Origin of the sequence: Neoaquamicrobium sediminum, from assembly GCF_040970315.1 — a bacterium.
Lineage (GTDB): Bacteria > Pseudomonadota > Alphaproteobacteria > Rhizobiales > Rhizobiaceae > Aerobium > Aerobium sediminum.
Genome location: NZ_JAZHFV010000005.1, coordinates 85,864 through 105,827, shown reverse-complemented (window position 1 = coordinate 105,827; position 19,964 = coordinate 85,864). Strand labels below are relative to the sequence as shown.

At 63.6% G+C, this 19,964-nt stretch carries 17 protein-coding genes and 1 tRNA gene; 5 read left to right on the top strand and 13 right to left on the bottom strand.

Annotated features, from left to right (window positions below; all coding sequences use genetic code 11):
* The first annotated feature begins 133 nt into the window (after nt 1–133).
* A complete protein-coding gene (locus tag V1479_RS15655; RefSeq protein WP_368803732.1) occupies nt 134–448 on the top strand; it encodes a hypothetical protein in 315 nt (104 codons plus the stop codon).
* Nucleotides 449–463: 15 nt separating this feature from the next.
* On the opposite strand, the gene V1479_RS15650 is transcribed toward V1479_RS15655, so the two are convergent.
* The 4 genes from V1479_RS15650 to V1479_RS15635 form a co-directional block, all read right to left on the bottom strand.
* The gene (locus tag V1479_RS15650) at nt 464–718 is read right to left on the bottom strand and encodes a GlsB/YeaQ/YmgE family stress response membrane protein (RefSeq protein WP_173189313.1); all 255 of its coding nucleotides are present in this window, start codon (nt 716–718) and stop codon (nt 464–466) included.
* A 455-nt stretch (nt 719–1,173) separates the two neighbouring features.
* Complete coding sequence (locus tag V1479_RS15645; protein ID WP_368803731.1) at nt 1,174–4,029, bottom strand: S8 family peptidase; 2,856 nt, start codon at nt 4,027–4,029, stop codon at nt 1,174–1,176.
* A gap of 397 nt (nt 4,030–4,426) precedes the next feature.
* A tRNA-Arg gene (locus tag V1479_RS15640) sits at nt 4,427–4,503 on the bottom strand.
* A 65-nt stretch (nt 4,504–4,568) separates the two neighbouring features.
* Nucleotides 4,569–5,735 carry a M20 aminoacylase family protein gene (locus tag V1479_RS15635; RefSeq protein WP_173189306.1) on the bottom strand — a complete coding sequence of 389 codons (1,167 nt, stop codon included), beginning with the start codon at nt 5,733–5,735 and terminating at the stop codon, nt 4,569–4,571.
* Between the two features lie 209 nt (nt 5,736–5,944).
* Between V1479_RS15635 and V1479_RS15630 the strand changes: the two genes are divergently transcribed.
* On the top strand, nt 5,945–7,039 hold the full coding sequence (locus tag V1479_RS15630) for a D-alanyl-D-alanine carboxypeptidase family protein (RefSeq protein ID WP_173189304.1): 1,095 nt from the start codon (nt 5,945–5,947) through the stop codon (nt 7,037–7,039).
* A 7-nt stretch (nt 7,040–7,046) separates the two neighbouring features.
* On the top strand, nt 7,047–8,150 hold the full coding sequence (locus V1479_RS15625; protein ID WP_438620576.1) for a CobW family GTP-binding protein: 1,104 nt from the start codon (nt 7,047–7,049) through the stop codon (nt 8,148–8,150).
* Between the two features lie 10 nt (nt 8,151–8,160).
* Here the strand turns inward: V1479_RS15625 and V1479_RS15620 are convergent, their stop codons facing one another.
* The 4 genes from V1479_RS15620 to V1479_RS15605 all read right to left on the bottom strand — a co-directional run bounded on the left by V1479_RS15620 (nt 8,161) and on the right by V1479_RS15605 (nt 11,751).
* The gene (locus V1479_RS15620) at nt 8,161–8,400 is read right to left on the bottom strand and encodes a sulfurtransferase TusA family protein (RefSeq protein ID WP_368803728.1); all 240 of its coding nucleotides are present in this window, start codon (nt 8,398–8,400) and stop codon (nt 8,161–8,163) included.
* The gene (locus V1479_RS15615) at nt 8,401–9,594 is read right to left on the bottom strand and encodes a L,D-transpeptidase family protein (RefSeq protein ID WP_368803727.1); all 1,194 of its coding nucleotides are present in this window, start codon (nt 9,592–9,594) and stop codon (nt 8,401–8,403) included.
* A gap of 207 nt (nt 9,595–9,801) precedes the next feature.
* Complete coding sequence (locus tag V1479_RS15610) at nt 9,802–10,752, bottom strand: acetyl-CoA carboxylase carboxyltransferase subunit alpha (protein ID WP_368803726.1); 951 nt, start codon at nt 10,750–10,752, stop codon at nt 9,802–9,804.
* An 84-nt stretch (nt 10,753–10,836) separates the two neighbouring features.
* Nucleotides 10,837–11,751, bottom strand: a complete 915-nt coding sequence (locus tag V1479_RS15605) for a site-specific tyrosine recombinase XerD (RefSeq protein WP_368803725.1) — start codon at nt 11,749–11,751, stop codon at nt 10,837–10,839.
* A 235-nt stretch (nt 11,752–11,986) separates the two neighbouring features.
* On the opposite strand from V1479_RS15605, the gene V1479_RS15600 reads away from it, so the two are divergent.
* The gene (locus V1479_RS15600; protein ID WP_173189295.1) at nt 11,987–12,244 is read left to right on the top strand and encodes a YMGG-like glycine zipper-containing protein; all 258 of its coding nucleotides are present in this window, start codon (nt 11,987–11,989) and stop codon (nt 12,242–12,244) included.
* A gap of 76 nt (nt 12,245–12,320) precedes the next feature.
* Here V1479_RS15600 and V1479_RS15595 read toward each other — a convergent pair whose 3' ends face one another.
* The 3 genes from V1479_RS15595 to xylF form a co-directional block, all read right to left on the bottom strand.
* Nucleotides 12,321–13,106, bottom strand: coding sequence for an ATP-binding cassette domain-containing protein (locus V1479_RS15595; protein ID WP_368803724.1), 786 nt, complete (start codon nt 13,104–13,106; stop codon nt 12,321–12,323).
* A 12-nt stretch (nt 13,107–13,118) separates the two neighbouring features.
* Nucleotides 13,119–14,429: a sugar ABC transporter permease gene (locus V1479_RS15590; RefSeq protein ID WP_368803723.1), complete on the bottom strand. Its 1,311-nt coding sequence runs from the start codon at nt 14,427–14,429 to the stop codon at nt 13,119–13,121.
* A 107-nt stretch (nt 14,430–14,536) separates the two neighbouring features.
* A complete protein-coding gene (gene xylF / locus V1479_RS15585; protein ID WP_368803722.1) occupies nt 14,537–15,580 on the bottom strand; it encodes a D-xylose ABC transporter substrate-binding protein in 1,044 nt (347 codons plus the stop codon).
* A 188-nt stretch (nt 15,581–15,768) separates the two neighbouring features.
* Between xylF and V1479_RS15580 the strand changes: the two genes are divergently transcribed.
* Nucleotides 15,769–17,001: an ROK family protein gene (locus V1479_RS15580; RefSeq protein ID WP_368803721.1), complete on the top strand. Its 1,233-nt coding sequence runs from the start codon at nt 15,769–15,771 to the stop codon at nt 16,999–17,001.
* Between the two features lie 12 nt (nt 17,002–17,013).
* Here V1479_RS15580 and V1479_RS15575 read toward each other — a convergent pair whose 3' ends face one another.
* Nucleotides 17,014–18,609 (bottom strand): CRTAC1 family protein, encoded by a 1,596-nt coding sequence (locus V1479_RS15575; RefSeq protein ID WP_368803720.1) that lies wholly within the window; start codon nt 18,607–18,609, stop codon nt 17,014–17,016.
* Nucleotides 18,606–19,916 (bottom strand): vanadium-dependent haloperoxidase, encoded by a 1,311-nt coding sequence (locus V1479_RS15570; RefSeq protein ID WP_368803719.1) that lies wholly within the window; start codon nt 19,914–19,916, stop codon nt 18,606–18,608. The genes V1479_RS15575 and V1479_RS15570 overlap by 4 nt, the downstream gene beginning before the upstream one ends.
* Nucleotides 19,917–19,964 lie beyond the last annotated feature (48 nt).

Below are 19,964 nucleotides of genomic sequence, written 5' to 3'. Positions count from 1 at the left end.
GGCGCCGCGGCCTACGTCGTGCCCGCCGTCCGGACGGAACCAATTGCCACGCAATTCCGTTGCCACTACAGCACCGCCGCTGCCTTCGCAGCGGCGGCTTGGCGCTGACCCTTTCAGGCATGGAGTTTACAGCATGGCGCTTTTCTCAAGACACCAGTCCTCACTCGACCTCCATAAGGAAATCGGGGCGCTGCGCAAGGAAGTCGCGGCTCTCGGAAAGGCTGCGTCCCGACAAGGCAGCAGCGCCTATCGCGACACGCGCGACCAGGCCAGCGATCTTTATGCAGAACTTGCGGAACGCGTATCGGAGGCTTTGCCCGTCATCCGCCGGCGCGCTCACGATTTCGAGGAAACGATCCGCGCCAATCCGACGCGGACCGTTGCAGTGGTGGGGCTGGTGGCTCTGACCGTCGCCGCAGCCGCGATACTGGGCAGCCGGCGCCGTTAGCGCCGGCGCAGAGCCCTAGGCCTGTTTGATGAGCCTGATGAGCACCAGCAGGATCACCGCGCCTATCGTGGCGTGGATGATGGCGGCGATGACGCCGCTGCCCAGGCTGATGCCAAGCGCGGGGAACAGGAACCCGGCAATGAACGCGCCGACGATGCCGACCACGATATTGCCCAGCAGTCCGAACCCGTAGCCCTTGACCAACTGGCCAGCCAGCCAGCCCGCAATCGCACCGATAAGAATGAAGACGATAAGACTTTCAATGCCCATGATTCGGGGCCTCCTCTCCTGAGACAAGAGGATCATGGACCCCAGCGAAGGCGCTGTCCAGCAGCACCACGCGAGGCGCGTATCGCTTCTGTACGTGCGGCGGAACGGCGCAGCCGTTCTCGCAAGGCAGCCATGCAGATTCTGCAATTGAATTCGTGAACGGCAATTTCTATCTCACCGGTGTCGGCGATCTTCCTCCTCCCAGAAAGCCGACAACCTGGCGCGGCGAACCTCCTCCCTTGCCGCGCTTCAGATTGACCCGCCGGATCCTCCTCCCCCGGCGGGTTTTTCTGTTTCTGGAGCTTTTTCGCCCAGACATTTAAGGGCTGGCTTGCCCCAGCGGTATGAATCTGTCACCCATGAATGCGACGCCCGGAGAGGGGGTCGCTCAGGCAACAGCCCCGCAGCCTTTCGGCCGCGGGGCTTTTGACTTTCAGACCTGCCGCTGGAGAGCGTTACAGCGAACCGATTACGTGCGTACCGCCGATTTCCAGGCTGGCAGTTCCAATGGTGTCATTACCCTGCCGGAACCGGACCTGAAGAACGCCGTGGCCGGATTGAAGCGCGCTCACGTCCTCGCGACTGCTGGCAAACGCCGCAAATGTGATCACGCGATCCGGTTCGGCATCAAAGACCACGGACGTCGCCTTGACCCCGACACATCTTCCGTTGCTTGCGTCGGTCCGGCAGATCGACAGCCCTGCCGGAACCGGAATTGAAACACCATCCGCCGAGACGAACGACAGCTCCGCCGTGACCCTCGCCGCCCGGCTCCCGGCATTCGTCACGGCCAGCATCGCAACGCTCTCGCCCCCACCACCCGGCAGCACGCCATCAGTGTTTGAAGCCACGACCGTGCTGAGAAGCTTTACACCGTCGACGCTGCTGGTCGGCGCCGGCTTTAAACCGGTTGCGATGTCATTCGTATCGCCTGCCCGACGAAACGGCTTGCCCTGCTGCAACAGCGGCAGTGTTGCAGCCGATGGGCTTACGGACTGCGCTGCAGCGTTGGAGGATATCCCGTCGACAGCTTGTGATGGAGCAGACGGACCATTGACCCTGTCGGCAGCCGCAGTGTTGTCCAGCGCCGACGACCGCCTGACTGGCTCCCCACCGGTGATGTTAAGTCTGAGATTCCCGCCTCGGTTGGCGTATCCGGTGATCGCGATCTGGTATTGGCGCCCAGCAAGTGCCCGGAAGCTGACCCGCGACTGGCGCCCGAGGCCAACGGTGTTGTTGTTTGATGCGACCTCGGTGAGGTGACGCAGGCTGTTGCGGGAATAGACCGCCAGGATCGTATCGAAATCGCTGCCTCTGGTATCGATCGTCACCCGGCCCGTGCTCTGTGGCGTGAAACGATACCAGACACTGTTGCGCGAGTTTCTCCAGCCGGCGTGGTAGGGCTCGAAGCGCTCTGCGGTCGCAAGCACAGTCGAACCGGCAACGGTTCGACGCGAGCCAGCGCGCGAAGGCGGATTTACATTCTGCCTGTCGACGAAATTGTCGTTGGCCGGTGCCGCCGCCACACCACCATGCACGCTGAGGCGTATGTTGCCAGCCTCGTTCATGTAGCCGGCGACCGCGATCTGGTATTCGACGCCCGCAGTGGCGTTGAATCTGACCTGCGACTGGATCGTGTAGTAATCGGCATCGTCGTTGGAAGCGACTTCCGCCAGCGAGCCAACAGACGACCCCCGGTAGACGGCGAGAACGGTGTCGAAATTGCTGCCGAGCGTATCGATGGTGATGGGCCCCGACGCAGTCGGCGTATAACGCCACCACACGCTGTTGAGCGCACTGTGCTTGCCGGCATGGATCGGCTCGCCGCCCTCTGCAGTTCCGCCGACATTCGAGCCAGTGACCGTCCGCGTACCGCCTACAGCCGGGAGCGGCACCGTGATCCGGTTAACGAAGTGGTTGTTTGCGGGCCCGGTTGGAGGTGGTGGCGGCGTTCCACCGCCGAGCACGATGCGCGCATCGTTGACGTTGATACGCGGCTTCACCACGCCGGCCGAGGAAATACCCTCGCCGGTCGATTTGAGCGCGTTCTCGATCTGGTCGACAGTGGCGTTGGGGAAGGCGTTGCGCAGCGCCGCGAACGCACCCGCAACGTGAGGCGACGCCATTGAGGTCCCCGAACTGAAGGAGAAGTAGTTGTTGGCGCTGCCGTTGATGTAGGACGAATAGATGTCCGAGCCCGGTGCGACCACGTCGATCAGATTGCCCCAGTTGGAGAAGTCGGACCGGAAGTCCCACTTGGTGGACGAACCCACCGTGACCGCGCTGGAAATGCAGCCCGGCGCTCCGACGGCGGAATCGTAGCCGTCATTGCCCGCCGCAATCACCGTTGCGATGCGGGCGGCCTTTAGCTGGTCGATGATCGGCTTGCGCGCGTCGTTGTCGCAGTGCGCGGAAACCTCCCCTCCTCCCAGGCTCATATTGACGGCTGCAATTTTATAGGTGTTGCGCAGCGCATAGACCCTCTCCAGCCCGCGTATCTGGTCCGTATCGAAGGTCAGGACGCAATGGGTGTATCCGGGAATTGCACCGCAAGGGCTGCTCGAGTTCGCTGGAAAGCGGGAGAACACGTTGATCGAGATCAGACGCGCGTCGCGAGCGACACCGCTTGTCGGCTGTCCCGAGGCAGGCGCGGTATTGTAACCGGCGACCGTGCCGGCGACGTGCGTGCCGTGTCCGCAGCCGTAGATGTTGCTCGCCGTGCAGTCCTCGCCCGATCCCGTGGCGGTCGAGGAACTGGCGCCACCCGGACACTGGCTGACGGAGCCCTGAATCCCGGTTGTGTTGTAGCAGGCTTCGGAATTTATACGGCTCGAAAGGAATTGATGGCTACGCCGACCGCCGGTGTCGAGCACAGCCACGTGGTGCCCGTTGCCCGTTGCGCCGGCCGCATACATCGCCGGCATCTGGATCAGCGGCAGCGACTCGTTCAGTGACGGCTTGCTGAGGCGATCCTCCTGGATGAGAGTCACGTTCGGATCGGTGGCAAGGCGCGCGATCTCATCCGCGCTGGCGAGGATGCCGAACATCGGCGAGAAGTCCATGCGTTTGAGATTCTTCTCTGCCGCTGCCGCGGAAGACAGCGCTCCTTGCGGAAAAGTGGCAGCGAGGATTCTGTCCTGCGCGGCACGGATTGCCTTTGTATGGGCTTCGTCCGCCGCAGCCGGGCTCGCGAAGCTGGCGGCACCGGGCAGCGCGGGCATGTCGAAACGCACGATGACAGGCAGCCGCGCCTCGGGGTTGGCCGCGAGCTTCGCCCACAAAGCCTCATGCTTCTCGAATTTGCGGGTCACGGCAGCGGGTGCCTCCCCAGATGCCACGGACGGGCCCGCTCCCGTCGAAACCAAAAGACCGGCCGCGATCGCGCCCAAAAGGCGCCCGCGCCAAGCCTTCGCCCTATCTGCCATGAATGCCTCCTGTGCAAAAACCGCGAGCAGCATCGACCCCACCGCAGAACGGCATCCGGATTGCGCTGACTTGCATTGAAACGACCGTGTCAGCCCGCCGTGATGGCGAGCCTATGCCGCAGGGAGACCATTACCGGGCGAAGGCAATCGAACGTATCGGCGATCCCTCGGGCATACACTTTTGCACGCGCGCATAGCTTTTGGAGATGAATGCGAAGCGGTACGTAGTGGCCACCAATCACTTGAAGCGCCACGGCAAACTTTTTCTGCGGGAAGAGAGCGCTGGTGATCCCGACAGGATTCGAACCTGTGACCCTCAGATTAGGAATCTGATGCTCTATCCTGCTGAGCTACGGGACCGCTGAGCGCGGTATAGACGTTTCGCGGGCTTTCGCCAACCGTTTTGGGGCCGACGAACGGGCCTGTCAGGCCCGTCCGAGCGCGGTTTCCGTCAGGCGGACCCAGTACGAAATTCCGTGCGGGATCAGCTCGTCGTTGAAGTCGTAGGCGGGGTTGTGAAGGTTGGCGGTGTCGCCATTGCCCGCAAAGATGAAGGCGCCGGGACGGGCCTCCAGCATGTAGGAGAAATCCTCGCCGCCCATCACCGGGTTGATGTCGGTATTCACCTGCGGCGCGCCGGCCACTTCAATGGCGATGCCCGAGGCAAACTCGGTTTCCTCGGCATTGTTGAAGGTGACGGGGTAGTTCACGTCGATGTCGACATCGACGGTAGCGCCGTGCGCGGCAGCTATGCCCTGGCAGATGGCGCGCATGCGCTCACGGGAAGCCTCGCCCACCTCCGTGCGCAGCGTACGGATCGTACCGGCGAGCTGCGCCTCCTGGGGAATGACGTTGTAGGCGTCGCCCGCGTGGAACTTGGTCACGGACACAACGATCGAATCGATCGGATCGACCGAGCGCGCCGCGATCGTCTGCAGGCCCTGCACGATCTGGCTGGCGATCACGATCGGATCGACCGTGCCGTGCGGCATGGCTGCATGACCGCCGCGCCCTTTCACAGTGATGGTGAACTCGGCCGTCGCCGCCATGATCGGCCCCGGGCGGATCGCGAACTGGCCGACCGGCAGGCCGGGCATGTTGTGCATGCCGAAGACGCGAGAGATGCCGAAGCGCTCCATCATCCCGTCCTGCACCATGGCCCTGCCGCCGGCGCCACCTTCCTCGGCCGGCTGGAAGATCACCGCGACGGAGCCCGCGAAATTGCGGGTCTCAGCGAGATATTTCGCCGCGCCCAGCAGCATGGCGGTGTGGCCGTCATGGCCGCAGGCGTGCATCTTGCCCGGCGTCTGCGAGGCGTAGGGTTTGCCTGTGATCTCATTGAGCGGCAGCGCGTCCATGTCGGCCCGCAGGCCGATCGTCGGCCCGTCGCCGAGGTTTCCCTTGATGATGCCGACAACACCGGTCCGCCCCAGGCCGGGCACGACCTCGTCGCAGTCGAACTCCCGCAGCTTGCCTTCGACGAAGGCTGCCGTCTGGTGCACATCGTAGAGAAGTTCCGGGATGGTGTGCAGGTGGCGGCGCCATCCGGTGACTTCGTCGTGCAGCTCCGCGACGCGATTGAGAATTGGCATCCGCTCAGCCCCTCATGCTTGCCCCGTATTCGTTCCCCAACCGGTATCAAACCACGACGGCTTTGCCATCTTGGCGTCACATAGGCTAAATAGCAGGGGGTGAACGTCCGGGTCCTGTTGTTTCGGCAAATGATGGGTGGCGCTCGCCACCTCGGCGGAACCTTAATGACCAGCGGGCGAATTCGGCAAGAGGCGATTTTGGATTGATCATGCGGCGGCGTTTTTTCCCGACGATAGGGCTGGCATTGGCGACCGTGTTCGCGGCAGGCGCGGCACAGGCCGGCCCGGCAGTTCTTGTGGACCTCAACACCGGCAAGGTGCTGGAGCAGGAGGATGCGTTTGCGCCCTGGTATCCGGCTTCGCTGACCAAGTTGATGACGGTGCTGGTGACGTTTCGTGCCGTGAAGGCTGGGGAGATCGCGTTCGATTCGCCGGTGCGCATCTCCGAGCGCGCCGCAAAGGAGCCGCCCAGCAAGATGGGCTACAAGCCCGGCTCCGTCCTGACCGTGGACAATGCAATCAAGATATTGATGGTCAAGTCGGCCAACGACATCGCAACGGCGCTCGCCGAAAGCGTGGCGGGTTCGCGCAGCGCCTTCGCGGCACGCATGAACGCCGAAGCGCAGCGCCTCGGCATGTCCGGCACACGTTTCGTCAATCCCCACGGACTTCATGCCGACGAGCAGACGACCAACGCACGCGACCTCGCAGTGCTGGCGATGGCCCTGCGCAACGAGTTTCCCCAGCACGCGCATTATTTCAGCATGGAAGCCCTGCAAGCCGGTGGCAAACTGCTCGAGAACCACAACGACCTGATTATGCGCTTCGACGGCGCCAACGGCATGAAGACGGGCTACACCTGCCCCTCCGGCTTCAACCTGATCGCCACCGCCACCCGAGGCGGACGCAGCCTGATGGCCGTCGTGATCGGCGAGCCGACAGTGGAGGCGCGCGCCGACAAGGCTGCCAATCTGCTGGAGCGCGGCTTTGCGACCCCGGGGGATACCGCGCCCTATCTCGGCCAGCTACGCCCTTCAGGCAAGGAGGCACCGAGCGCTGTGAACCTGCGTCCGGTGATCTGCACCGAGGCGCACTGGAAGGCGGTCACCGAAGCGCGCGGTCCCGAAGGGCACCCCGTGTACACCTCTCCCTATATCAAGGAGCCGACGCGCGAGCGCGTAGCGGTGGCCGTGGCGCTTGGCGGTGCGACAGGCCCGGAATCGAAGGCACCGCGCTATGCCGACGTGCCGATCCCTACCCCGCGCCCGGATTATGCGCCAGCGGCGATGGCGGAAGGCGGCTGAACAGGTGATGCACGAACCGATCGCGGTCACGATCCTCACCGGCTTCCTCGGGGCGGGCAAGACCACGCTGCTCAACAGGCTGCTGAAAGACCCGGCGCTACAGAACACCGCTGTCATCGTCAACGAATTCGGCGAGGTCTCCATCGACCACATGCTTGTGGAACAGGCTTCCGACGGAGTCATCGAACTATCTGACGGTTGCCTGTGCTGCACGGTCCGCGGCGAACTCGTCGACACGTTGGCTGACCTGATCGACCGGGTGCAGACCGGCCGCATCGCCCCGCTGAAACGCATCGTCATCGAAACGACCGGACTGGCCGATCCTGTGCCCGTCCTGCAATCGGTAATGGGACACCCTGTGCTGGCCCAGGCGCTGCGGCTGGACGGCGTGGTCTGCGTGGTTGACGCCGTCAATGCGGCGGCAACGCTGGACACCCACGAGCAGGCCGTGCGGCAGATAGCAGTGGCCGATCGGATCGTGCTGACGAAGTCCGATCTCGCCGACGAGAGCGGGACGCTGCGCGCGCGGTTGCGCGCGCTCAACCCCAATGCACCGATCCTTGACGGCAGCGTCTCCTCAATGAGAGCGTCGGACCTGCTGGATTGCGGGCTCTACGATCCGAATTCCAAGATCGCCGATGTCCGCCGCTGGCTAGGTGAGGAACGGCAGCACGACCATCATGATCATGACGATCATGACCATGAGCATCATGATCACGGCCATCACCATCATCACGACGATCGTGTAACCACGGTGTCACTCGTCCACGACAGGCCGGTTTCGTTTTCTACGATCGAAATGTTCCTCGACCTGCTGCGTTCGACCCAGGGCAGCAAGTTGCTGCGCATGAAGGGCGTGATCGAGCTCGCGGAAGACCCGGGCCGCCCGCTGGTCATTCACGGCGTTCAGACGCTGCTTCATCCGCCCGCGCGGCTTGCAGGTTGGCCGGAAGGCCCGCGTGGCACCAGGATCGTCATCATCGCCTTCGACCTGCCGGAGGATTATGTGAGGCGGCTTTTTACCGCCTTCACGGGCGAACCGGCTATCGACACGCCGGACCGAGCGGCTCTCGCGGACAATCCGCTCGCCATCGCCGGCTACAAGGTCTGAGCGACCGCGCTCAGCCGCCCCGTTCGATCAGGAAGCGGTTTCCGCCACCGGGCGCATCCTCGGTGGCGACAAGCCTGTGGCCGCTGTCGGTGCAGAAGGCTGGAATGTCGATGATGGCGAGCGGGTCGGTGGTCTCGACCCACAGCCGTGCGCCCTGGGCCATGCTGGCCAGCCGCTTTTTTGCGCGCAGTACCGGCAGGGGGCAGTTCAAACCCCTGAGATCATACGTTTCGGCTGCGTCGCGAAGCAATTAGCCGCCGAACATGCCGAGCAGCCGGCGGCGCAGGCTCTTGCCCTCGCGCTCGGGTTGCGTGGCCTGCGCGCCGGCAGCAACGGTCTCGGACTGCGCGTTGCCCTCGGGCTCAACCGCCGGTGCAGCGGCCTGCTGGGTGGCCGGAGCCGGCGTCGGCAAGGCAGCAACCGTTGCCTCGAGCTTCTGAGGTACCTTCTGCTCTTCGGCCATCAGAACCTGCGGCCGCTCCAGCGACGGCGGCAGGCGGGTCACCTTCTCGCCACGCGCGCGGCGACGCGACCAGTCGGCGACAAGCGCTGCCTCCTTGACGCCGGCAATCGTCGGCGCAGGCGTCGACGATTTGCGCGAGCCCAGAGCCGCGGAGAAGGCGGAATCGTAAGTGGACTGATAGCTCTTGTAGGCAACAGACAGCGATTCAGGCTGCGTGGTCGCCGGGCAGGCGGCGGTCGGCGAGAATGTGGTGCCGGCCGGCGCGATCTGGTTGAACACGTAACGCTTGCCGCAGACATCGACCTTCGGCGGGACCTTGGTGATCTCGAAGTGGTCGTAGCCTTCCTTGAGCATGGTCCAGAACTCGTAGTTCGGGTCGTCCTGGTAGCGCGCCATGTTGGCGGCGGTCATGCGGAAGGGGAAAGCCTGTATCTGGAAGTCGGTCTGGCCGCCTTTGAATGCATCGCGGGCAAAAGCGTAGATCTGCTCAACCTGTTCGTCGGTCATGGAGTAGCAGCCCGCCGAAGAGCATGCGCCATGCACCATCAGATGCTGGCCAGTGCGGCCGTGCGCCCGGTCGTAAGCATTCGGAAAGCCGATGTTGAACGAGAGGTGATAGCTCGACTGCGGGTTCATCTGGTGCGGGCGCACCGTGTAGAAGCCCTCGGGCGCCTGCCTGTCACCTTCCGTGAACTTGGGCCCCAGCTTTCCGGACCACTTGCATATGTCGTAGCTGGTGGCGAGGTCGTAGCGGCCGTTGTCCTTCTGCTTCCAGACCTCCAGCACCGCCTCTTCCTTGAAGATGCGCACCATGATGGGCGAGGTCGTCGACATGCCCTTGGCGCGCATGGACTGCACGAGCGCGGGCGGCAGCCTCTTTTCCGCCTTGGGCGCGATGTCCTCGAATGTGGCCTCGGTGCAACCCGCGATGAAAAGGGCTGCCATCATCAAGAGGCTGGCGCGTGCGATACTGGTCTTCATTGGATCGCGGATCGTACTCTGGTTTGAATGCCGGGGCCGTCCGTCCCCGACACTGCTTGTGCCCCGATACCGATCATTGATCGGTTAACCTTGAAAAATTCTTACCGCAATATTTACCTTTCGCACCCGGCGAAAGCAATGCAGCGACACTTTCATTGAAAGTACAGACGCGGCGATTTTGTGGCAAAACGGTGGTGCAATTGCCCGCTAGAGCGTACGGCCCATCGCAAGGAACTTTTCGCGACGGTGCTCGCGATAGTCCATATTCGCACCGGAAAGGTCCTCAAACCCCTTGGCGATCTGTTCGCCGGTGGCCTTGATGACCGCGTCCGTGCCACGGTGCGCACCGCCCAGCGGCTCCGCGATCACGCCGTCGATGATCTTGAGCTCCAGAAGATCCTGCGCCGTGATCTTCATGTTGGTCGCGGCATCCTTGGAGCGCGTCGTATCGCGCCAGAGAATGGAGGCCGCACCTTCCGGCGAAATCACCGAATAGATGGAGTGCTCGAGCATATAGACATGGTTGGCCACGGCGATCGCGATCGCTCCGCCGGAGCCGCCTTCGCCGATGATGACCGAAATGTTGGGCGAGCGCAGCGACAGGCAGGCCGAGGTCGACCGCGCAATGGCTTCCGCCTGGCCGCGCTCCTCCGCGCCGATGCCCGGATAGGCGCCGGCCGTATCGACCAGGCTGACTACCGGGATGCCGAAACGGTCCGCCATTTCCATGACGCGCACCGCCTTGCGGTAGCCTTCGGGGCGCGCACTGCCGAAATTATGCTTGATGCGGGTCTGCGTGTCGTTGCCCTTCTCGAGCCCCAGCAAGGCAACCGCCTCACCCTGGAACCGCGCGAACCCGGCGATGACCGCATTGTCCTCGCCGAACGCCCGGTCACCCGCAAGCGGGGTGAAGTCCGTGAACAGGCCCCGCACATAATCCAGGCAATGCGGCCGGTCGGGGTGACGCGCGACCTGCACTTTCTGCCAGGGCGTCAACTGCCTGTAGGCTTCCCGCAGGGCTTCCTGGGATCGCTTCTCCAGCCGCGTGATCTCATCTCCGACATCCACCGACTCGCCACTCTCTGAGAGCTTCTTGAGCTCGAGAATCTTGCCTTCGAGGTCGGCAACCGGTTTTTCGAAATCGAGATAGTTGAACATTCGCCCTACTGTATCTGGAGGTGATTGAGCGGTCGAAAGGCGCGAAAAATGCGCTGTTGGGGGCTTCACATAACGATCCGAGCGCTACTCGGCAAGCGGATGATGCTGGCTTACGAGCTCAACCAGCCGGTTTTCAAGCACATGAGTGTAAATCTGGGTCGTGGAGATGTCCGCATGGCCGAGAAGCTGCTGTACTGCGCGCAGATCAGCGCCGTTCTGCAAAAGATGGCTGGCGAAAGCATGCCGCAGCACATGCGGCGACACCTTGGCGGCCGGCACCCCGGCCCGGCTCGCCAGTCCCTTCAATTCGCGCGCGAAAACCTGCCTGGGCAGATGCCCGCTCTCTGAAGTCGCCGGGAAAAGGAACGGACTATCCTTGAAAGACGCATGTTGCGCACGAATCTCCAGCCAGTCTCGCAGCGCCGCACGGGCCTTTTGCGACAGCGGCACCATTCTTTCCTTGCCGCCCTTGCCACGCACGACAAAGAAGCGCTCGTCACGCAAGGCGACGGTGAGAGGCAGCGACACCAATTCGGACACGCGCAATCCAGTCGCATAAAGCGTTTCGACAAGCGCATGCAGGCGGCACGCAGCGAGCCTGTCCCCGTCGTTCTCCGCCATTTGCTTGTCAGTCTCAGCCCGTTCGAGCAGACGCGTGACTGCGTCTTCTCCCATTGTCTTGGGAAGCGACCGCTCCTTCTTAGGGGTGTCGACGATGCCTGTTGGATCGTCGGTGCGCATGCCCTCGACGTAGAGGAACTTGAAGAACTGACGCACGGCGGAAAGCTTCCGCGCCTGCGAGGATCGCGCGAAACCGCGCGCAGCGACATCGTCGAGCCAGCGCCGGATATCGTCGGCGTTTGCCGAGGCAAGCCCCCCGTCGACAAAGCCTGCGGCGTCTTCGAGATCGCGCCGATAGGCCTCGAGCGTGTTGGCGCTCGCTCCACGCTCCGCGCTCATCATCTCAAGAAATGCTTCGAGCCTTGCCGCGCCCTTCATTCATATGCCTCTTTGCCGATCCCTGGACTCTAGCGCCCGACGCATTGTCAAAATATGAAGGCTTTCGACGGGCCGTTCTGGCTTGTCGGGAACCCTTTCGCCTTTCGCAAGTTTCCTTGTGGTCAAATCCCGACGCAATCATGTGGCGCGCATGCATGCCAAGGGGGGACTTGATAAGGCCACAAGCTGGCGGCATGGTGCCAGCGGAAGGGTGATTGCAACAATGGAGGCAGGTATGAAGAAAGTTATGTTGGCGGCCGCACTTGTGGCGGGCCTTGCTGCAACGGGCTGCACGACGGCCGAACAGACGGCAGTTGGCGGCGCGGCGGTTGGTGCTGCTGTCGGCGGTCTTGCGACCGGCCGTGTAGGCGGCGCTCTTGCGGGTGCGGCCATTGGCGGCGCCAGCGGCTATCTGATCGGTCGGGTTGCCGATCGCCCGGGCTATTGCCGCTACCGCGATCAGTACGGCCAGGTCTACACCGACCGCTGCTAATCGCTCGGCATCTCGCCAGACGAAAAGGGACCCGCGAGGGTCCCTTTTTAGTTCGCGCCGACGATTGGCAGGACTGTCAGGCAGCCTCGCGCATCGCGCCGGGGCCGGGCGTTGCACCAGGCGGGCACTTGCCAAGGATGATCATGCCCAGCACCTCGTCCTTGGTGACGTCTTCCGTCCGAGCGGTACCAACCACCTGCCCGTTCTTCATCACGCAGACACGATCAGCGAGATCGAACACATCGTGGATGTCGTGGCTGATGAGGAAGATGCCGATGCCGTCTGCCTTGAGCTGCTTGACCAGTTCGCCAACCTGCGCGGTCTCCTGTGGGCCGAGCGCCGCCGTCGGTTCATCCATGATGAGGATGCGTGCATTGAAGTGGATGGCGCGCGCAATGGCCACCGACTGCCGCTGGCCGCCCGAGAGCTTGATGACCGGCTCCTTGAAACGCTGGAATCGTGGATTGAGCCGTCCCATCACCTTGCGGGTTTCCGATTCCATTGCAACGTCGTCGAGCGTGCCCCATGGCGTGCGCAACTCGCGACCGAGGAACAGGTTGGCGGCGGCATCCACATTGTCGGCCAGAGCCAGCGTCTGGTAAATCGTCTCGATGCCGTATTTCTTGGCGTCGCGCGGATTGTGGATCGAGGCTTCCTCGCCATTGACGAAAATCCGCCCCTCGTCGCGCTTGTACGCGCCCGAGAGGATCTTGATCAGCGTCGACTTGCCGGCGCCGTTGTGGCCGAGCAATGCGACAACCTCACCTGCGTGGAGATCGATCGAGGCGTCGTCGACGGCATGAATGCCGCCGAAAGAGATCGAGACGTTCTTCATCTCGACGAGCGGTGCCTGGCTTGCCATGGTCATCCTCCCTTACTGCACACGACGGCGATAGACGGTGTCGAGCCACACGGCCACGACAAGCGCCAAACCGACGACAATGTTCTGCAGCGGCGTGTCGACACCGAGCAGGATCATGCCCGAGGCGAGTGACTGCATCAGCACCGCGCCGATCATCGCGCCCGCGATCGTGCCGACGCCACCCGACAGCGAGGTGCCGCCGATGACGGCCGCGGCGATCGTCAGCAGCTCGTCGAGCGTGCCCTGAGCGTTAGTGGCGGCGTTGAGGCGTGCGGTGGAGATCATGGCCGCGATGGCTGCGAGCGCGCCCATCACCATGAAGATTTTCATCGTCACCCAGCGTGTGTTGATGCCGGCGAGCATTGCAGCTTCCGGATTGCCACCGATGGCGAAGACATAGCGGCCGAAGCGGGTGCGCGTGGCAACGAATGTCATGACGATGCCGACGCCGAGCGCGATCAGAACCGGAATTGCGATCCCATGCGCAATGAACGCGTTCTCCGGCACGCTTTCGCCGAGCGCCTCATAATATCGGCGCACGATGCCGACCGGCCATGGATAGGAATTGGCGACCATCACGGCCGCAAGGATCAGACCGCAGGCGACCACGGCAAGAAACACCTCCGCCCAGACCGGGCGCAGCGGAAAGTTGAAGCGCCGCCGCTGGGTACGCCCGCCAATCAGCATCAGGACGACGGCGGCGCAGGCGACGAGGCCGACGATCCAGCTCCACATCGCGCCGATCGCGCCATCCGGCCCACCACCCATAAGGCGGAACGTGGCGTCCATAGGCGCGACGGTTCGCCCGCTGGTCACCCACCAGGCCGCGCCGCGCCAAACGAGTAATCCACCCAGCGTGACAATGAAGGCCGGAACGCCGAGATAGGCAATGATGAACCCGTGCAGCGCGCCGACGGCAACACCGACCGCAAGGCCGACAAGGGCGGCCAGCAGCCACATCGCCGGATGGCCGAAACCGATGAGGCTGGGCAGCACTTCCGCCTGTGTCACGCCCATGATCATACCGGCGAAGCCGAGGACGGAACCGACCGAAAGGTCTATGTTTCGGGTCACGATGACCAGCACCATGCCGGTTGCCATCACAGCAATGGATGACGACTGAACCGACAGGTTCCAAAGATTGCGCGGGGTCAGGAAAAGCCCCCCGGACAGCAGATGGAACACGATCCAGATCAGCAGCAGCGCCCCGATCATGCCCAGCATGCGTGTATCGAGTTCCGTTGCCTTGAGAAAGCGTGCGACAGGGCCAAGCTCGCTGGCCCGCGCCTTGTCAGCCGGCGCATGCGTTGTTGCATCCGACATTGTCGTCCTCCCATCCGGAGCGCGGAAACCGGCGCCGGCAAATTCAGCTTAATGAAACGCCGCGGTTCTCGTCAAACCGCGGCGTTTGCGAGGGCAGTCAGCCGCAATCAGTCGCAGGCCGCCACGGTGCCGGCGGCAACGCCCTGGCAGACGACATCCTTGGAGACCCAGCCCGCGTCGATGACCTCATTGAGGTTGTCGCGCGTGATCGGGTTCGGCGACAGGAAGATCGCGTTCATCTCGACGCCATTCGGGCCGTCGGACCACTTCATTGCGCCTTCCACCGCATCCATCGCGGTGCCGTCGGAAAGCTGGTTGGCGATCTCAGCCGCAGCCTTGCCGAGTTCGCGCGCATCTTTCCAGACCGAAACGGTCTGGGTGCCGAGTGCAACGCGGTTCAGCGCGGCATGGTCGCCATCCTGGCCGGAAACAGGAACCGAACCGGCAAGACCCTGTGCTTCGAGAGCGGCTACGACGCCGCCGGCCGTGCCGTCGTTGGACGCAACGACTGCGTCGACCTCGTTGTTGTTCTGGGTCAGGATCTGCTCCATGTTGCGCTGCGCGTTGGCAGGCAACCAGCCGTCAGTATAGGCCTCACCGACATTCTTGATCGCGCCGCTGTCGATCGCTTCCTTGAGCACTTCCATCTGTCCGGAGAACAGGAAATCGGCGTTCGGATCGGCCGAGGAGCCCTTGATGAAGGCATAGTTGCCCTCCGGCTTCACCTCGAACACGGCGCGTGCCTGCATGCGGCCCACTTCCTTGTTGTCGAAGGTCAGGTAGAAGGCGTCGGCATTCTCGATCAGGCGGTCATAGCCCACGACCGGGATGCCTTCCGCGACTGCGTTTTCGACGGCCGGGCCGATTGCGCTGGCATCCTGCGCCAGGATGATGAGGGCGTTGGCGCCCTGCGAGATCAGCGCCTCGACGTCGGTAAGCTGCTTGGCGGCGGACGACTGCGCATCGGCCGAGATGTAGGTGTTGCCGGCGCCTTCGATCGCTGCCTTCATCGCGGCTTCGTCGGTCTTCCAGCGCTCTTCCTGAAAGTTCGACCACGACACGCCGATGATCTTGCCTTCGGCATGAGCCGCGGCGGAAAGCGTGAGCGACAAGGCGACGCCCGCCAGCATGGCGGTTGCAAATCTCTTCATGATGTTCCTCCCTGCGCCCCGTTGGAGCGCTTGATGACACTTGCTCTACAACAGATGCGAAGCTCTTTTTTTCGAGCCTCGAAAAAAATAATGACTCAGCGGAAGCCCTGTGTCAATATCTTCCGCACGGTGCTGGCAAAGCTGCCGGAAGGCGGCTAGACCGGCGGCGCACCAGGGAGGATGGGAACATGACGGTCGGCGTACGCCACGACGATCTTCGGCGCCGCAATCGCGCAATGGTGATTGCCGCCGTGCGGCGTGCGGGACAGCCATCGCGGACCGAGATCGCCGCCGTCACCGGGCTCAGCAATTCCACCATATCGACGATCTCCGCCGACCTCATCGAGGAAGGCATCCTGGCGCAGGCCAAGAATGGAGAAACGGCAGCGCTGAAGCGCGGCCGTCCGCAGGTCGCGCTCGGCCTCAACCCACGCGCGGCCACCGTCGTCGCCATCGCCCTCTCGCTCAACTCGCTCTCCGCTTCCTTGATCGACTATTCGGGCAAGGCGATCATACACGATATTTCGCGCCCCGCGACGCTGACGATGACGGCCAGCAGCCTCGTTGAAGCCGTCACCGCCGCCGTCGGCAGGCTGCTGGCCCGCATGGAGCCAGACCACGGCCCGGTGCTGCGCATGACGCTGGCGATCCAGGGCATCACCGATTCCGAAGCGCGCAAGCTGATGTGGTCGCCGATCACGCCGCATAGCGACATTCAATTCGCCGATGCGCTGGAAATCGCCTTCGGCATTCCGGTCACCGTGGAAAACGACTGCAACATGATCGCCGTGGCCTTGCGCGGCCGTGCGCCCGACCGCTACCGCGACAACTTCTTCACCATCCTCCTGTCGAACGGCATCGGCATGGGGCTGGTGCTGCGCGGCGAGCTCTTTACCGGCTCGCATTCCTCGGGCGGCGAGTTCGGCCACATGATTCATGTTCCAGATGGCGCACAGTGCCGCTGCGGCCGGCGCGGCTGTATAGAGGCCTATGCGGGCAACTACGCCATATTCCGGCATGCGCGCGGCGAAAGCGAATACGCGCAGCCTGCTGCCGACATCGACGACGCGACAATGCTGGCGCTGGCGGCTGCCGCACGCGATCACGACGGCCGGGAACGCGAAGCCTTCCGCAAGGCTGGCGAGGCGATCGGCTTCGGCCTCGGCAGCCTGTTCGCGCTGTTCGATCCGGCGCCGGTGGCAATCGTCGGGCTTGGATCCTCGGCCTTCGACGTGATCGAGCCGGCGCTGCGCGACGCGATCTCGAAAACGGCCGGCGGCCAGCACAATGCCGCGATCTCGTTCGATCTCGAACCCGACGAGACGCCACTGATACGTGACGGCTGCGCACGCCAGGCATTGACCTTCGTCGATCAGGACATTTTCGCCGCAGGCACCGCCACCGACAAGGCCGTCGCCTGAACCAGATGGCGACTAACCCGGCCTCCAGGCGGTAGGCGCTGCACCGCGGCTCAACACGTAGAAACCATCCGCATCGAATTCCTGCCACGCGCCGGCCTCGCCGTCGGGCCAGATGACGCGGATTTCGCCCTTCGCCTCGTCCCCTAGCCCGAAATGATGCCAGCCGCCCTGGCCGCTGGCATGCCCTCCGCCTGACGACACCTCGCGGCGCAGCACCGTGTCACCGCAGCGAACCTCGATCCATGCGCCGAGAGCGTCGCGATTGGGCGCATCCTGCTCCAGCCGGACCTGCAACCAGCGCCCTGTGTCGCCCCCCGTATTGCGCCAGGTCTGAGCGGTGTGCCATCGGTTGACGACCACCAGATCGAGAAGCCCGTCGAGGTTGAAATCGGCCAACGCCGCGCCACGCCCAATCTTCGTGCTGGCAACGCCTGCCCGGTCGCCGGCTTCCTCGAATGTGCCGTCGGGCCGCTGCAGCAGGAGGTTGTTCGGGTCCTCCTCGGCAAAATCAGGCATCTTCGCGACATTGCCTTTCGCGACGAAGAGGTCCGCAAGGCCGTCATTGTTGACGTCCTCGAACTGCGCGTGCCACGCCGTGCTCGGCCGCAGATTGTCTCCAACATAGGGGCGGTGCGCCGTCACGCCCTTGGCGAAGGCGGTGTCGGCATAAGTGGGCCGCGGTGACGGACCTTCGCCACTCGCAAGCGTCTGCAGCTTGTTGTCGGCCATGCTGGTGAGGAAATATTCGGGGTAGCCGTCGGCATCGAGATCGTAGGACGCGATACCCATGCCCCAGATGCGCAACCGCTCCCAGCCTTCCTCCGCCGTATAGAGCGATGGCGTGGCGCCCTGCCCGATGCGCCAGAGCTGTTCCTGGCCGCCCTTGTAATATTCGCGATCGTTGGAGACGCGCAGCGACGGTGTGCCCGACCGGTTCCAGTCCGTGAAGAGCATGGAAAGCGCGCAGTAGCTGGGCTTCAGCGCAAACGGCGTGCCGAACCGATCCGCACCGGCGGCGGGACGGTGCAGCCAGTTGTCCGTGCAGGAGCCCCAGGGAAAGCCTTCTTCCTTGCGATCGATGTAGTTGCCAACCGCCAATGTCGGCCAGGAAGCCCCGCGTTCCCAGGTGGCGGCGAAGGCGGTCGACCACGCCTCGCCGCCGTCGAAGCCCCAGGTCTCGTTTGCACGCTCGAAACGACATCCGCCAAGCCCGCGCATCAATACGTTTTCACCGACACGCAGGACTGCGAGGTCGGTGATGCCGTCGCTGTCGATGTCGATCGGATAGGCGCCCGTCACGCCTTCAAGTTCGAGGCCGGCCTCGAAGCGCTCGAAACGCAGCGTTCCGCCCACGTCGCTGACATTGCGGTAGAAATGGGCCGGCGCAGAGCCGCCGGCGACATAGAGGTCGGCAAAACCGTCTCCGCTGCAATCGAATGCCGCGACACCGCCGCCGACCATGAACTCCCAGTCACCTTCGTAAACCGCGTCGACACCGGCAGTCGCCGTCTCCTCGACGAAATTCGGCACGGCCGGTCCGTCTGCGGCAAGCACGGGTACGCAAATGCCGACCGAAAGAAAGAGCGCTGAAACGACGTGGCGCATCATTCCGCTCTCCGCGTCACCAGCCCGTTGGTGTAAGCGCCAATGCAGTAGCCCTGCTCCAGCCCGCGCTCTATGGCAGCTCGATAATGGATCCCGCCATAGAGCCGCGAAATCGCTGCCTCCTCGGCCGCCTCGCGGAAGCTTTCGAAATGCCGGGGCGGCAGTCCGTCGTCCACATGGGTTTCGTCTTCGAAGGCAAACGTCGCGCCGAACAGATCCTCCAGCACGATGGCCGCAGCACCCGATTGCGTGCTGTGACCGCTGGGATATTCAGGAAACGGCGGCGTGATAAGGTCGGGCTGCCACTTCGCATCAATGTGGCGTTTTATGTACGTCACCGGGCGCACGAGATCGTAGCGGTATTTGGCTTCCCAGCATCCGATGAAGGAATCGGCGAGAACGATGCCGAGCCGCGCGAGCACGTCGACTGTGCGCTCGGCATCCGCACCTTCCGCTTCGAGCAGTTGCAGCGCAATCGAAATCCAGTGGCCGGGCGGTGTCGGCGACAGCATTGGGTCATCCGACCAGAACCGGGCGATCTCCCGCTGCTCCGGCGTCAGCCCCTTCGCCGCTTCGTAGACTTCCATGGCCTCGTTATGGAACGCGCTGCCTTTCTCCTCGCTGTAATTGGGCGGTGGCGGCACGCCGCATGTGGCGCCGTCGGGCATGGCAAATGTGCGGTTGGTGCCCCAGTTAGGCAGCAAAGGCGCCTGCTGCTGCGCGATAAGGCTGGTGGGAACCCAATGTTGTGGCCCCTCCGTTAGAACATAGTCGTGCGGAAAGCCCATGTTCTCCACGACAGCCCCACCATCGTCGGCGGACCACTCGATCACATGAGCGGCAATCACGCGCCCATACGCAAGGCTCCGCGCAAGAACGTCCGCATCGACGCCCTCCGAGACCAGAGCGTCGAGACGCTTCCCGATGGCATCCATCGCCCGCTGGCCCGTCGGCCCGGTATTGCTGAAGAAGTGACGCGTTGCGTTCGTGAGAGCGCTTTGCAACACGACCGCCTCGTCGTAGACGCCCTCAGACCGTGGAGGAAAGGCTTCGAGCCCGTTGAGCTGGCCGGCCAGAGAACGCATCCAAGGCCGCCCGCCAGCGAGCGCTTCCTGCGCGGCAACGCCCAGATAGGCCAGGGACCGGCTCGCGACGGGCGGTGAGTAGGTCGGCGTATGGCGCACCAGCTCCAGCGTGAGCCGGTACCAGGTCCGCGCAACCTCCACGGCCCTCTCGCCGGATTGCGCGCGGGCCGGGCCAACAAGACCCAGAACAGCCGCAACCAGCACGACATGGAAAAGAAAACGCATCACCGATTACGGGCCCTGCCCACTCCTCCCTCAGTGAAGGCAGGAAAG